This window comes from Vibrio sp. TRT 1302 (assembly GCF_050113875.1).
Classification (GTDB): Bacteria; Pseudomonadota; Gammaproteobacteria; order Enterobacterales; family Vibrionaceae; genus Vibrio.
In genome coordinates this window covers 73,767-89,456 of sequence record NZ_JBNJOF010000017.1, presented here as the reverse complement: position 1 = coordinate 89,456, position 15,690 = coordinate 73,767, and the positions used below count along the sequence as shown (strand labels likewise).

At 45.2% G+C, this 15,690-nt stretch carries 10 protein-coding genes and 1 pseudogene; 2 read left to right on the top strand and 9 right to left on the bottom strand.

Annotation, left to right across the window (positions count from 1 at the left end; translation table 11 throughout):
- A pseudogene (locus ACQEXP_RS16800) lies at positions 1-917 on the top strand (LysM peptidoglycan-binding domain-containing protein); the annotation flags it as partial.
- Positions 918-952: 35 nt separating this feature from the next.
- Here the strand turns inward: ACQEXP_RS16800 and ACQEXP_RS16795 are convergent.
- Together ACQEXP_RS16795 and ACQEXP_RS16790 are read right to left on the bottom strand one after the other, a co-directional pair.
- A complete protein-coding gene (locus ACQEXP_RS16795; protein WP_426971001.1) occupies positions 953-1,987 on the bottom strand; it encodes an SUMF1/EgtB/PvdO family nonheme iron enzyme in 1,035 nt (344 codons plus the stop codon).
- Positions 1,988-2,212: 225 nt separating this feature from the next.
- Positions 2,213-3,247, bottom strand: a complete 1,035-nt coding sequence (locus ACQEXP_RS16790) for a formylglycine-generating enzyme family protein (RefSeq protein WP_426971000.1) — start codon at positions 3,245-3,247, stop codon at positions 2,213-2,215.
- Between the two features lie 373 nt (positions 3,248-3,620).
- Here ACQEXP_RS16790 and ACQEXP_RS16785 point away from each other — a divergent pair, with 373 nt between their 5' ends.
- Complete coding sequence (locus ACQEXP_RS16785) at positions 3,621-3,920, top strand: type VI secretion system PAAR protein (RefSeq protein WP_269377756.1); 300 nt, start codon at positions 3,621-3,623, stop codon at positions 3,918-3,920.
- A 59-nt stretch (positions 3,921-3,979) separates the two neighbouring features.
- On the opposite strand, the gene ACQEXP_RS16780 is transcribed toward ACQEXP_RS16785, so the two are convergent.
- The 7 genes from ACQEXP_RS16780 to tssH all read right to left on the bottom strand — a co-directional run bounded on the left by ACQEXP_RS16780 (position 3,980) and on the right by tssH (position 15,676).
- Entirely contained in the window at positions 3,980-4,417 is a 438-nt protein-coding gene (locus tag ACQEXP_RS16780; RefSeq protein WP_269377758.1) for a YcgN family cysteine cluster protein, read from the bottom strand.
- Positions 4,418-4,542: 125 nt separating this feature from the next.
- Positions 4,543-5,799 carry a type VI secretion system ImpA family N-terminal domain-containing protein gene (locus ACQEXP_RS16775; protein ID WP_426970999.1) on the bottom strand — a complete coding sequence of 419 codons (1,257 nt, stop codon included), beginning with the start codon at positions 5,797-5,799 and terminating at the stop codon, positions 4,543-4,545.
- A 52-nt stretch (positions 5,800-5,851) separates the two neighbouring features.
- A complete protein-coding gene (gene tssM / locus ACQEXP_RS16770; protein WP_426971004.1) occupies positions 5,852-9,349 on the bottom strand; it encodes a type VI secretion system membrane subunit TssM in 3,498 nt (1,165 codons plus the stop codon).
- A 60-nt stretch (positions 9,350-9,409) separates the two neighbouring features.
- Positions 9,410-10,822 (bottom strand): type VI secretion system protein TssA, encoded by a 1,413-nt coding sequence (gene tssA / locus ACQEXP_RS16765; RefSeq protein ID WP_426970998.1) that lies wholly within the window; start codon positions 10,820-10,822, stop codon positions 9,410-9,412.
- A gap of 2 nt (positions 10,823-10,824) precedes the next feature.
- On the bottom strand, positions 10,825-11,469 hold the full coding sequence (gene vasI / locus ACQEXP_RS16760; protein ID WP_426970997.1) for a type VI secretion system-associated protein VasI: 645 nt from the start codon (positions 11,467-11,469) through the stop codon (positions 10,825-10,827).
- The gene (locus tag ACQEXP_RS16755; protein ID WP_426970996.1) at positions 11,466-13,061 is read right to left on the bottom strand and encodes a sigma-54 interaction domain-containing protein; all 1,596 of its coding nucleotides are present in this window, start codon (positions 13,059-13,061) and stop codon (positions 11,466-11,468) included. The genes vasI and ACQEXP_RS16755 overlap by 4 nt, the downstream gene beginning before the upstream one ends.
- Before the next feature lie 2 nt (positions 13,062-13,063).
- Positions 13,064-15,676, bottom strand: coding sequence for a type VI secretion system ATPase TssH (gene tssH, locus ACQEXP_RS16750; protein ID WP_426970995.1), 2,613 nt, complete (start codon positions 15,674-15,676; stop codon positions 13,064-13,066).
- Between the last annotated feature and the right edge of the window lie 14 nt (positions 15,677-15,690).

Genomic DNA, 15,690 nt, shown 5'->3' with positions numbered 1-15,690 from the left:
TTGCCACCCTCGCCAAGGTGGGTGCCAACGGCAATGTGGCTATTGGAGCAGGTGCTGGATGGGATTTTCAGCTGAGTATTGGTAAAGATGGTAAATTCTACTTTAACTGCTCTGGCCGTTTGGTGTTTGGCCCTGGCGCCAGTGGTGGATTTGGCACGACAGTTGATTTTGAGCAACTATGGCAGCTCGCCGTCATCCTTTTTAAAGGCTTAAAAGCAACGGATTACCGAGTACTCGCCAATATTGATAGAGAGGTGTACCAACACCTGATCGAGTCTAGTTACATAGCATTTGCCTGTGATGTGATTGCTAATCCGCAAGACGCACTTAAACAGGCGGTGATGAACAGCCGTCAATCAATCAATACTTGGTGGAAAAACCGTATGGATTTTTGGGATGCCGAATCCGAGAAGAAAAAGGAAGCCTTTCGCCTTGCTAGGCGCATTGTCGCGAACTATAGCGATGTGACTGGCGAAGTGCCGTTTGAAGAATTGTTGCCAGAAACCGTCGGCATTATGCTTAATACCTTAGTGACGACGTTTTATCTGTCGTGGGATGAGGAGCAAGAGAAGGCGATTTATATCTTATTGCTTGGCGCGGTTCGAACGTGGCGACGATTTGAAGAGGTGCTCACGCGTATGAATGTCACTGGTGAAAAACCGTCAGGCGGTAAACAAGCAGAGGACAAAGCGCTGTTTGACAATTTAGCGCGCATCAATGCGATTTTAGATGGCGAGCAACAGAGTAGTTTTAACCACTGGGTATTAAAATTGGCGCAAGTGAATGAAATCAATGAGGCTAACTTTGCTGAAATGCGTCCGTTTTCACCGCGCTCTGGCTGGAGTTGGAGCCAGAAGAGGGAGAGAGTCGAACGGCAAATCGCGCGCTTAAATAAAAACAACGGTTACTACATTTAACCACAGCGACCGCCGTGAGGCGGTCTTTTTCGACGCTAATAAGTTTGTTCTGTGCTTTGAACGGAGCAGCGAAAACCCGAAGTGTATGATAGGCTATCACCCTTTACCGTATCATAGGCGCGGGCTACATTAACCATACCAACCCCACCTCGTTTGACTTTGTACTCACCCGTTGTTGGCCCTTGAGGATCAAGTTTCGGCGACACTTTATAATAATCTTTGGCGTACCAATCATTAACCCACTCGGTGGCATTTCCAGTCATATCGTAAATACCGAGGGGGTTGGGCGCAAACATACCAACAGAGTTTAGGCCAGTGGCCATATTGGCGGTTTTGTCGGTAAACTCTTCATAGCCGCCTAGCTTAGGGTTATAAAAGCCCCCACCTCTATACTGCTTGAAGCCATTATTGGTTGCGTAGTAGAGTTTTTGACCACGGCTACGTGCAGCATATTCCCACTGTGCTTCGGTGGGCAGATCGACGGGCAGCGCGGTTAATTGCCCCAGCCACTGACAATAGTTTTTTGCATCTTGCCAATTTACATTTCTAGCAGATTGTTTGAGAAAGTTAGGTAAGACGGTTTTATAAATCTTAGAGCCGCGTTCTAGGTACTGTCCTTCATAAACACTCTGTTCAAATGGTCGGCCAAGCGTTTGTAAGTAAACATCATAATCCAACAGTTCTGCTTCATACTTTGATAACGAGTAACTGCTTAAAGTTACTTCATGTTGAATATCCGCTCCACTGCTGACCATTTCGACACCACTGTAACAACTTGCTTCTGGCGTCCAGACTGGACGATTAAGATCGTCGTTCATGCAGGGCATACGAAAGTCGCCCATAATAAAACTGCCACCTTCCACAAACACCATATTCTCAATCGACTTCACCGCGACCTTGGCAATATTTTGTTTGAGTTCGCTGTCTGCATCTGGATAGTGTTTATTGACATTACTAATAATGGTGTTGAGATGCTGTTGAGAAAGCACGTTGCTGGAAATATCGATATCACTATTGCATGCTGCCAATAAAGGTATCGCACTGAGAAGACCTAGCCATTTATAATTCATTATCAATCCTCATTATTTAGCCGTTTATTTTAAGCGGCTAAGTTGGTGACTTGAAGTTAATGACCTGAAAATAATGTGATTTTCCTTCCTTTTCTTAATTATGCACACCCAGTTAATAATTAATGAATTTATCAAGTAATTATCAGAAACTCGGTATTAATGTTGATGTAGTTAAAACGTGTGTCCCGTTAAGAGTCGACCATCATAATGCAGTTGTTTTCAATGCTAATAAGCTTGTTCTGCGCTTTGAACGGAGCAACGAAAACCTGAGTTGAGCGCTGGCATATAGTCGCTCAATGGGTAGTGTACGCGAGAGGTATTGACCATACCTATACCACCTCGTTTGACTTTGTTCTCACCCTTTTCTGGGCCCTGAGGATCAAGTTTCGGTGACACTTTATAATAATCTTTGGCGTACCAATCGTTGACCCACTCGGTGGCATTTCCAGTCATATCATAGAGACCGAGGGGATTGGGCGCAAACATACCTACAGGGTTTAAGCCAGTGACCATATTGGCGGTTTTATCTGTAAACTCCTCATAGCCGCCTAGCTTAGGGTTATAAAAACCCCCACCTCTATATTGTTTAAACCCATTATTGGTCCCGTAGTAGAGTTTTTGACCACGGCTACGTGCAGCGTATTCCCATTGAGCCTCAGTCGGCAGATCGACGGGCAGAGCTGTCAACTGCCCCAGCCACTGACAATAGTTTTTGGCATCTTGCCAGTTGACTTTCATTGCTGCTTCTTTGACAAAACTAGGCAATAGAGTGTCATAAACCTCAGTGTTACGTTTAAGATATTTCCCTTCATACTTAAACTGCTCAAACGGTCGCTTTAAGGCCTGCAAGTATATGTCGTAATCCAACGCTTCCGCTTCATACTTTGACAACGAATAACTGCTTAGGGTTACTTCATGTTGAATATCCGCTCCACTGCTGACCATTTCAACAGCACTGTAACAACTTGCTTCTGGCGTCCAGACTGGGCGATTAAGATCGTCGTTCATGCAGGGCATACGAAAGTCACCCATAATAAAACTGCCACCTTCCACAAACACCATATTCTCAATCGACTTTACCGCAACCTTGGCGATATTTTGTTTGAGTTCGCTGTCTGCATCTGGATAGTGTTTATTGACATTACTAATAATGGTGTTGAGCTGCTGTTGAGAAAGCACGTTGCTGGAAATATCGATATCACTATTGCATGCCGCCAATAAAGGTATCGCACTGAGAAGACCTAGCCATTTATAATTCATTATCAATCCTCATTATTTAGCCGTTTATTTTAAGCGGCTATGCTGGTGACTTGAAGTTAATGACCTGAAAATAATGTGATTTTCCTTCCTGCTCTTTTTATTCATGTTCGTCTTTATATTTGTCGTTCTATTATTTATTCTCCTTCGATAACAGTGACATTTCGATTGGTACTACATTCAAGCCTTTGGACATGCTTTTGACCCGAGCAAAAAACTGCCCAGCTGGGCAACTTTTTGCTCAATTCAAGCAAAAAGTTGCCCGCTCAAAGTAGATAAAAATACTAATTCATTGAAAATATTGAATTTTTAAAATTGGCACAGTACTTGATTAATAATGAACAACTCGTATGTCAATTTAATAGTAGGAGGCTATATGCCAAAAGCAGCAAGGCTGGGTGATATCGGATCGGAGCACGATTGCTTCCCACCAACACCAATCATTGCAGGGAGTCCAAGTGTGATGATTAACTTTCAGCCAGCAGTTCGCGAAGGTGATCCACTACAAGATCATGGCTGCCCGTGTGATAAGACCCCTCATGGCAATCACCCTAGAAGTGTCGCGCAAGGTTCGTCGAGCGTGTTTATTGACGGTAAACCCGCAGCACGTTTGGGGGATTCGATAGACTGCGGAGGAACAATATCGTCGGCATCATCCGATGTCGAGATAGGATAATATTCCAACCTCACCATCGTCTAATAGGCTGTAAACCTATCGGTTTCAGCCTATTGATTCTAATCTCTGTTTGGGTGATTGAGGATGTGATCCTCCCAATTAACAACATCGATTTCGTAGACCACTTTATTACGCACACTCTCCCCTGCAGCATGCATAGCAGATTTAGAGCCCGTGATTAACGGGTGCCATTCAGGAAGAGGCTGCTTTTCAGCAAGTAAACGATAAGCACAAGTGTGCGGAAGCCATGTAAAATCATCAATATCTTCACGAGTTAGCTTGGTACACTCTTCACCTGAGCTAAAACGGTTTGGGTAGTCCTTACACGAACAGGTTTTACTGTTTAACCAACTACACGCCACGTTGGTGTAGTAGATCTCATCGGTATCTTCATCCATCAGTTTGTGCAAGCAACATTTTCCACAACCGTCACAAAGCGACTCCCATTCATTTTCGGTCATCTCTTCGAGAGCTTTTTGCTGCCAAAACTGCGTCATATGGTAACCCCAAGTGTTCAAATATCATCGTGGAAAAGGAAAGCGGAATTTATATAGATCCTTTGTCCAAAGTGCAAGTGATTCCTCTAGGGGTTAACCGATATGCGTCTATGTCATTCAGGGCTCTACTCTTCAAGCCTTTGATTTAGTTCGGCCACTTTCCAACTCAAATTATTCAGACGTCTTTTCAGTTCATCAAACTCTTGCTGGGCTTGCTCGTACTGGCGCTGCTCAATCAAGTTTTCCACATAGCCTACTCGACCGTAGATTGGCGATAAGCTGACTGCAAAGTCCTCCAATGATTTGGTTTCATGCGCGACCTGTTGCCAGCGCTGTTTCTTAGCGAGCAGCGCAATATTTGCCATCTTTGTTCTTGTTTCACTAAACCGAGCGATAAATTCATTCGCCTGATCGAGCGCGAACTGTTGGTCTTGATATAGGGTTTGGCTTATCTGTTCAACTTGCTCGTCTCCTGCATAGAGTTTCTGCAAAACATTGAGTTGTTCTAGTGCCTTTAAGTAAGGCTGCTCAATAGAGACTTTGGTTTTCTCCTCAATCGACGTGTGATACATAGGGATCAGCTCAGCTTGAACAGCGGCTAATTTTGTGGGTTTAGTATGCTCAACATAACGTTCAAGGTTGCTTGCATTGAGTGCGGGGACTTCGACCGACTGCTTGAACTGATATTGATTGATGAAGCTCGGATTGTAATAGAGCCACCCACTCACACCACTCACGACAAGCGTCGATACAAGTGTGCCAGTCAAACTCCAGTAGTAACGGCGACGCGTGACTCTATCGTCGTTTTCTCGCTGCTTTTCTTGGCGCTTTATCGCCGTATGATAACGCGTTTCTATTTGATCAATATGTTCAAACAGAACAAATCCAACCCCTTCAAAATCAACGTCCACTTGAGGCTGTTGAAGTGTCATCCAGTGATGGATTCTCTCACATACTCTCTCGCTGCGATAAAGATCTCGTAACTGCTCTTGAGAGGGTTTCATTTTCTTTAACTCAGGAATGGCCTTGCCATTGACCCAATCTAAAACTTCTTTGCGCATTTTGGCCGATTTTGAATCCGGCTTGGGTAGCAAACTCAAGCATTGTATTAGGAGCTCTAAGCCATTGGCATAACCCGCCAATCCCTCAATTTTCAGCTTGGCTATGGTTAGATAGCTACACATGAGTAAGTCAACACCAGGCCCCTTAGCAAGGTGTTCACACGCTTCATATACCTCTTGCCAATTAGTTCCACCAGACAGGGGATTAAAGCGACTATTAATCTCATCTCTGATTTTTTGATAACTTTCGAGATGTCTGATTGAATCAGAATCGGCTGTTACACGATAAACAACTTGGTCAAGTAATACTGTATTGGACATAGATACTTCGTCCTGTAGAAAAGGAGCGAGTCACCTCGCTCCTTTTGGTGTTTTAGTAAAGAGTCTTAGATAGCTTGAACGACTTAAACAGACGTTCAGTAAATGGATTGGCATCCGATTCAGCGTTGATGCGATAGATCATGTCCCCGCCATCGACATCAAATCGGTAATCAACCGAGGTCTTGCCCGCTGACATAACGTTCCCCTTCTCCAGTAGTCGGAAAAATGCCCAAGGTCCTTTCTCGTTAATACTTCTAGGCGACAAGTTGGACTTGGTTGGCACCAAAGTCACTTTAGACACGGCAGAATCACGCAGGGTATTTGGCCAAATCAGCTCAACACCTTCACGCGGTCCATGGCTGTATGTGAGATACTGACCATCAACATTAAGTACACTGCGGCGTTTATTACCACTTAACTGAAGAGGCTCGACAGAAAAGTTAACGTCTAAGATACCTTTACGATTGAAGAACGCCTGACGAATTCTTTGTGCTTGTTCAATCTGCGCCAGTACCTCAGGGCGGATGAGCGATTGAGCGTTATCGTAAGCATCAACGGCAATGTTCTCTTCAATAAAAATTTTCAGCTGATTAGTGTAAAAGTTATCCAAGGTGCCATTAGGTGCAAAGAAGGATTCAAAATCTTCCAGTGCCACATCTTTGGTGGAATCAGGATTAAACGGGTAGCGACTCGCAAGCTTGGTATAGTACGGCTTGTAAACATCTTCAGACCAACGCACTTCTAAGTGTCTAATCGCTTCTTGCTTGACCACATACCAGCTTTCATCTGCCAGCTTAGCGATCATGCTATCCAATGGTCTCGGTAAACCAGAAGAGATGCGCTTCAAGGTATAGATAGGGTCAGCACTCACTAACTTTACTCGCGCCTTCGTTGCATCAAGCGCTGCCATACCAACATCTGGTGATTCTTGAATCGATTTCAAATAAGTCTTCAGTTCATCAACCGATTCAAGGACTTCATTGATATACGCAGGTTGCTCTCCAACGGGTTTAAGCATTAAGTTCAACTCAGCAAATGGAGATTGAATGCTTGACGCGACTTTGTATTTTGCACTCTTTAGCAGTTCTTCTGCTGCGTCATTATCTGGGTCTAATCCGGCAATGACCTTAGTGTTGTTCTCTAATGTCCTCAGTAATCGCTGCATTGGCTCGACGTTTCCGGTCAAACTCTCCAGCACCATCACTGCATCATTGATGTCACCAAAATATTTCATGTTGATATCATTCAATGCTGCACGCCAAGTGTTCACATAATCTGCAACATACAGATTGCGGATCTTTTCACGAAGTACTTGTTTATCTGCTTCACTAAACTGCGCCGTTTTAGATTGGCCTAATACCCAGCTATCGATCAGCGCTAACTCCGAGACAGACTCGGATCGCGGCATGAAATAGTTTTCAAAGCCGGCTTTTGTCAGCATTTGAGGAATATACAAACTGCTATTAGCCACACGCTCTTCAAACACAACATCAAAGATTGGACCAACTAAATTACGAATACTGATCGAGGGGCCTAACACGGTTTGCGCGTTCAGCTTCAAATTTCGGTAAACACGCTGATCGTTAGGCATAGTGCTAAGTTCTGCTTGAGCGCTGGCGATGGTGCGATCGTATGGCTTCATCACTCGTTCTGCGAACTCATCACCTTGCTGCCTTTTTCCAGCGAGATCGGTATGGCGCATCGCATAAGCTAAGTGCTCTAACAGTTCGCCCTGAACCTGTTTTTGCCCGACAAACGTGCTCTGCCAATATTTACCAAAGTAATCAAGCACATAATCCTCGTAGCGACCACTCTTATCAACCAACATGCGATAAACTCGTAGAACTGCGAGTTTCTCTTCCTCATTCTCAGCCTGTTTAAGCGCAACAACGACATCCGCCATTAGAAGTGGCAAGAAACGGTTTTCGAGCAAGTTAAGGTAAGTATTCTCTACCATTGGCCCAATAGTATGCCCTTGATATAGACCAAGATCGGATAAGTAGCGTGGCTTGTCACGGAAAAAACCGAACTCCAATGTCGCTTGTCGAATCTTGTTTAACGGCTCAAGAATGTCTTTCTGAGAAGCCAGATAAAGATTGGATGGGTATTGAGTTTTGTACTCATTGACCTTAGTGAGTACCGCATCAGACTGGTTAACATTGGTTAGGTAATAGCGATGCCACGTCCCCACTAAAAGCACCGTTGCCACCATACAAGCGGTAATGGAAAGGCCCATTAAACGACGTTTTTGTTTTGCCACTCGGAAGTTATCCGAAGCCAATCCTGCTTCTGGGTAGATAATGTTGCTGAATAACTTCTGAGTAAAATATACCGTTGAGTTCTTAGCATTTTGAGCTTCGTTCACCGCATGCGATAGACCATAGCGACGAGAGGCAGAATCTCCAAAGGCGTTGCTAGGCACCCCCTGCTGATAAACCGACGTAAAGTAAGCACCACGTACTAACGCAGAGGTAGAGAACTGATCACTTGAGAGTGCATCTCGGAAAAAGTTTTTGAGAATCTCTTGCAGCCCTGACATCTGACGCGTAAAGCTATAGATAGCATCACGCTCGGCTTGTTCCAACGGCTCTGCCACCGCATGGGGGAAGAGTTCGTTGATTCTTGATACAAACTGCCCATAGTCTTTAGAAAACTCTTCTAACCAATGATCTAAATTATCGACCGATTCTAGAGAGAAGGTGAAACCTAATACTTCATCTCGCTGTGACTTGGAATAATGTTTAAAGAAAGGTTCGAAACCATATAACAAGTCAAGTTTTGTCAGCGTAATGTAGACTGGTAAGCGAGTCGCCAGTGTTTCCATTAATTCACGAATACGGGCGCGCAGCAAGTTTGCATAAGCCTTACGCTCTGACGCAGTAGAGACGGCAAGATTAGAGATATCAAGCGCGAGAACAATACCGTTTAACGGCCTTCTACTGCGTGTTTTTTCCAACCAATTGATGAAATGAAGCCATAAGCGACGCTGTGTTTCAGCGGCGTCCTTGTCTTTACGATTACCTTGAGTAAGTAACTCACCATCAGGGTCAATCAGTACTGACTCGTCACCAATCCACCAATCGAAATAGTAAGGGTTCTCACTTTTCTGCCCAGAGGCTCGCATAACAGAAGAGAGTGCAAAGTTCTGTCCTGAACGGTTGATTAAGCTGGTTTTACCTGCGTTCTCGAGACCTAACACCAGATACCAAGGCAATGAATAGAGATAGTTGCGCGTATTGAGACTTTGCTTCATCTCTTTCATTACGTTATTCAGTTCGACTTCCTGACGCTCTTCATATTTCGTAATTGGATCGAGTTTTCGCTGTTCTTCTCGTTTTTGCTGACTCTTAAAACCTTGCAATTTACGCCACTGCCAAATACCCCACACAGACAACGAGAGCAACACAAACAGTGCACTCGCGATGCTTCGAGCCATCACAGATTCTAAAGGTTTCGTCCCGAGAATTTCCAACCAAGGACCTGCCCACCAAATGGCAACGTTGAGTAGTATAAATAGAGTAAACAGCAAAATAGGAAGGGCCGCTGCTATGCCCGGCTTAAGTTTCTTAACAAGCCCAATGATACTTTTCCACATGGATAGTCCCTTTGCTTAATCTAACGCTGTATATCGTTCTAGTTGTTCTATTAAAGACGGCTCCCACTCAGTGACGCTCGCCTGGATAATTTCTTGCTTTAAGGTTTGATACTGTTCTTTCGCCATCGCTTCTAACTGGCTATGCCGCAAAAGATCGGCACACAGCAAACGCCAATAAAAGCGTTCGCGTGGTTCTGTCGCGGCAACAAGACCATCATTGAGCATCGACATCGCAACGGCGATCCCCCCCTCTTTAGCAAGCTTGAAAGCTTCTTCACGTTGTTCACTCCAACTACCTGAAACAGAGCCACCTGAAGCGGCCATGTCACCACTCGCTAACCAATCACGCACCATGTCGGTCACAAATGGCGAGCCATCTTTAAACTTGAGTTCAAACACGTTTGGAAAACGTTCAACAAAAAACTGAGTTTCTTCACGAATGGCCTGACACCAGCTCTGTTGACCAAGCGACTTTGCGATATCGTGGCTCATGAGCTGACCATCAAACCAATAAGGAGCAATCGTCAAACTTTGTTCAATCTTTCTCCACAGAGCGAGATCAGGTTGATGTAACTGGTCTTGATACTCTTTAATTCGCTCCACTTGCATCCCACGCAATAACGTTTTTCCGAGATGATCATGATCAGGTAAAGTCGTAATTGAACCCCAAAGCGCGTGGCGACGTACTCGTATAGCTAATGCCGCCCCCGACTCTTGCTCGGAAAGATATTCCGCGACTTTAAGCAGGGTTTGCTTTGCTGCTTTATCACTGGAATTATCAACGGATAAAGAAGAGGAGGAGGCCGTTGTGTTTTGTGGCGTCTCTGTATCAGAGGATTTTGCTTGTGCCGCGCTATGCTGCGACTTCTCTCGCTCTTGAGCTCGTTTAAGCTGGTTGCTAATCGTTAGCGCGATAGAATCCGCAATATCCGAAGAGAGTTGATTGGCTTGTATTGTTTTCTGCCACCCTTCAACCACCGTTTGCAACTCGTCTCTGTCTTGGCTATCTAGCGTCGTGAAATCAAACTTATCTACTGCCATTGAGAAGCGTTGACACATCTGACTGAAAAACTTTCTCCGCGGTAAGTTGCCTCGCTTTCCGGGTGCTGGGAAACACTCATCCCAATAGTGCTCAATGAAGTCGCTCATCACACCAAACGAGGTAATCAAGCGGCTTGGTGTCAATTGGTTATGCAAGCACTGAAGTAAATAGACCAGCAGCTTAATATCTTTGCTCTTCTCATTTAGCAAAGTAATCGCGCTGTGCTCAACCTCTTGCCATTGAACTGTGGCGTGAGAAAGAGAACCGACTTTCATCATTTGGTCTTCGACAAAATCAAACAGTGGCTCATCTAATAGTCTTTCTCCTACCGGCGAGTCGCCACTAATTGGTCTAACTATACTGGTTCGATATTGAGTCAATTCCATTGCTACCACCCACACCTTGCTCTAAGTGGTGTTAAAGCTTGGTTCAATCCTGTCGTATCAAACTGCAACCCATCCACCGTCTGTGAGTTAGAACGAAGAACAAGCCTTGTATCCAACGCCATCACCTTCATCATAGATATTGCAGGCAAACCTCTAGCCGAAGAGAACAACACTCCAATATCATCGCTTCTCCAGCTCTGACTCGGACCACCAGCGATAGACACTCGAATTCGTCCATCTTCTATCGCTTCAGGTAGCGCTAACTCAATACGGCTGATCTTATTAATGCAGCTCATCATTAACACCGCCGCCGGTTCGCCCTCGGCATGTCGGGATGCTAAGGTTAACCAGGCGTCGCCCTCTTGCTCAGTGCCACTTTCAATCACATTCAATGGCGCATCACTATCTGAAGTTTCAAAAGCGATGTGCCAAGCCTGAGGCTTATCATCAGATACAGATTGACGATTCGAAGTGGTCGGCGTCTGAAAAACGTCATCAAAACAGCTCAGACGCTCTAATCGCTCAGAGATTAAGGTGCATTGTTTGCCCCTAATCAGTTCGGAACTAACGGACTCTTGAGCCGCATTCGTTGAGAGTGAAAACGCGGCCAACATTGACAATAAAATGAGAGATCTCAAATTGTTCATTCTGCTTTGATCTCCAATTTCTGGCATTTATAAGCCAGTGTTCGTTTTGGAATTCCCAAGCTTTCCGCCGTTTTACCTCGGTCACCAGAAAATAGGATTAAGCGCTCACGAATGATAAATTCTTCAAACTCGTTGACGGCTTGTTTGAGGTCTTTGATCGTCGATAGATCACTTTGCGCGGCAAGATAAGGGTTATCAGTCATACCGCTCGGCTGAGTGATCTGCGGTGAGGTTTCCCGTTGCTCAACACTGTTCAGTTCGAAATCAAGACACGCAATTCGATTCGCCAAGCTGCCTTCACTCACTTCCAACTCATCGCGACATTGTGCACAGCCAAACTCGACTAAAAGCTTCAACTCACGGACATTCCCCGGAAATGAGTACTGTTTAAGACAATCCAACGCTTTGTAGTGCAGACCCCGAATCTGAGTAGCGTGTTGTGAATTGAACTCAGCAACAAAGTGTTGGCTTAATAGTTCAATGTCTTCCAATCGCTCCGACAATTTTGGCAAAGTCAAAGGGTACTGAAACAAGCGGTAATAAAGGTCTTGTCTAAATAGTTTGTTTCTCACTTGAGCGAGCAAATTGACATGTGTTGCAGATACCAAACGAAAATCAGAGCTCAGCTCATTCTTACCGCCGATAGGTCTGAACTTTTTCGTTTCCAGCACTCGTAGCAACTTAGCCTGCAAAGCGAGCGGCATATCGCCAATTTCATCTAAAAAGAGCGTTCCACCATTCGCCTGTGCAATCAGGCCATCTCTGTCAGATTCAGCGCCAGAGAAGGCACCTTTGCAGTAACCAAACAGTTCACTTTCGAGCAAGTTCTCTGGGATAGCGGCACAGTTAATGGCAACTAAAGGTTGCGCACTGCGACTTGAGATTTGGTGAATCGCCTGAGCCACTAACTCTTTACCTGTACCTGTATCGCCTTGAACCATAACAGACAACTGAGAGTCCGCCGCGCTGACGATCTGTTGACGTAGCCTCTGCATCACCGAACTTTTGCCAATCAAAGAGTAAGAGAGTTGATCGGCGAGATCCCTTCGCTTGGTCTCTCTTTGTATGTCACTCAAAGATTCAGCGAGCGTTTGAATATCTCGCTGCTCACGCTCCATCTCTCCCAGTAGTCCCCACTGCTTAGTGAAAATGTCGATAAACTTAGCGCCATCATCACTATTAAAAACGTCAGCGACTGCTGTTTTTGCACCTTGCATAAAGAGGATCAATTGCACTTGATTGGAATGGAGAGGCAAAGGACAAATGAACACATGTTCAAACATGCCAATATTCGATACCAACTCAGTGAAAGCTGTATCTCCTCGCCAAAACAGCAACTCATCTGCCGCCAGCGACATTTGACTCGCGTTTTGGAGTACGTGTGCAAAGGGATTATTTAAATCATTCACCCCCCAAGACGCTTCCACTTGCGGATCATGCGGCACAAGTTCACGACCATCTGATGTTGGCATTAGAAGCAAGCATTTTGATAGACCGAGTTCATCACTAAGAATCTGAGTAAACTTTTCCGTCAGCTCAAATTTACTCCGGGTAGCGATCAGCTCCGTCACCAGTTCTAGCCAATTCGACATAGCTACTCTACCTCACCAATAAACTCACCATCCTGAGCCGCTAGATAGATTCGTTTCACGGGTTTCTGTTCGGAGAGCTTGTTGAGTAAAGCGAGAGAGATTGGCGGAAGCAATTGACCTTCAATGATGGCTTCTAACATACGCGCGCCATTTTCAGAGCGTGTCGCTCTCGACAAAATCTCATCAATCAATGAGTCCTCGATCACCACTTCAGCGTCATAACGTTCACTAAACAGGTTTTCTAAACGAACTAACTTACCGCGAACAATTTGCTCCAGCACTTCTGGGGTAAGTGGCATATACGGAATCACTTCCATACGTGCAAGTAAGGCAGGTTTAAAGAATGCGGCTAACTCAGGATAGAGGGCATCATCAAGTTGATCTAACCTCTCAGCATGGTCAACTATCGTTTGGAAGCCCAAATTCGATGTCAGGAAAAATACGATGTTTTGGCAATCAATTAGGCGCCCTTCACCGTCTGCAAGCTCCCCTTTATCAAACGCCTGATAAAACAGGTTAAGTACTTCAGGGTGCGCTTTTTCAACTTCATCAAGTAACACAACAGAGTATGGCATCTTACGAATGGATTCCGTCAGCACTCCACCCTCTCCGTAACCTACATAACCTGGAGGTGAGCCGATTAAACGCGAGACTGTATGCTTTTCTTGATATTCAGACATGTTAATCGTCGTCAAGAACTGTTTGCCGCCATACAAGCTTTCAGCAAGCTGAACCACTGTTTCCGTTTTACCTACACCACTAGGTCCAACAAGTAAGAACGCCCCTTTCGGACGCCCCGGTCGGCGTAAATCAGCACGCGCAGTGAGGAGATGTTTGTGGACGCGTTTGATCGCAACATCCTGACCTTTAATCGCTTGACCAAGTATCGTGGTTAGATGAGTAATCTTGTGCAGTTCGTCGCTGTTCATCTGGTCAACCGGAACACCAGTCCAGTCAGCCACGACTTCTGCCACTTGTTGAGCGTCAACTTGGGCATAAATCAAACGATGTTCATGAGGAATGGACTCTAACTCTTCATATTTAACGCGAATTTGCGCTAGAGTTTCGCTGCGCTGCTTATCACTCAGAGGGGCTTCGTCATTGAGCTGCGTTAGAGAAGCTCTAAGTTCAATGATCGTTTCAACTAATTGCTTTTGCTGTTGCCATTGCTCAGTTAAGCGATCGCGCTCTTGCTCGTTAGCAACCTCTTCTGTCTTAAGTTCATCAAGCCTTTGCTGATTAACCTCTTTGCCTAATAGCTGAGCGCGTTCAAGCATATCAATTTCAAGTTGGCGCTGATGGCAAGCGGTTTCGATAAATGCTAAACGCTTTGGCGGCGCGGTCAGGTTGATGGCAATACGTGCACAAGCAGTATCAAGAACATCAATCGCTTTATCCGGCAGCTGTCTACCAGAGATGTAGCGCGCCGAAAGCTCAGCCGCCGCCTTGAGTGCATCATCGGTGATCAGCACATTATGAGTTTGCTCATAGACGGAGTTCAATCCTCGCAGGATATCCACTGCTTGTTCGACACTAGGTTCATCTAACTTAACGAGTTGGAAGCGACGTGTCAGCGCTGGATCTTTCTCGAAGTACTTTTTGTATTCTTTCCATGTGGTAGCAGCAATCGTTGACAGTTCACCACGAGCGAGAGCGGGTTTGAGCAAATTCGCAGCATCCCCACTTCCTTCTTGGTTACCCGCACCAATGAGATTATGAGCTTCATCAATAAACAAGATAATCGGTTTTGGCGAATGCTTAATCGCTTCAATGACGCCTTTTAGACGCTTCTCAAATTCCCCTTTCACAGATGCACCCGCTTGGAGCAATCCTAGGTCTAAAGAGTAGAGTTCAACACCTTGAAGCGGCAACGGAACGGAGCCCGCGACAACACGAAGCGCTAAGCCTTCAATCATGGCACTCTTACCAACACCTGCATCACCGACCACAATCGGGTTGTTTTTACGGCGACGGCAAAGAATATCAATCATCAAATTGATTTCACTTTCTCGACACAACACTGGGTCGAGTTCGTTCTGGCGCGCTTGTTCTGTTACGTTGGTGCAGTACTTGGTCAGCAGAGAGGTATCGGAGTTTTGCGTTGTAAGAGCTTTCGGCTGTTCTGCGACTTGTGTCTCTGAAGAGTCAGACAGGATAACATCGAAGTGCTTTTTCAGGTTTTCACGATTGATCACGTCCAACAAACGAACGAGTTTCGGATCCATATAACGGTCTGCACGAGTGAGCGCTGCCAGTAAAATCGCGCCAGAGCGCAGTTCTGTTTGATTCAGGTCCGTGGTGGAAAGCAACCAAGCTTCTTGGACAAGCTCGACAAGTAACGGAGAAAACGCTGGGTAGCCATCTAAATATTGACCCCTTACAAAGCTACTGGATATCGCCTGTTTAACATCATCTAGGGCTAAGTCAGACTGTTTTAAAATGACTCGAATATCTGAAAGTGGGTTGTCTAAAAGAACCTCAAGATAGTGTTCAAACGTAATCTCACTGTGCTGGCGCTCCATACAAACAGTTGCAGCCTGTTCAAGGGCGAGTTTGCTCTGTTGGTTTAGTTTCGAGATGAGTGTTGGTAGTTCAATGCGTATCACGGCAATCACCTAGCCTTTAATTA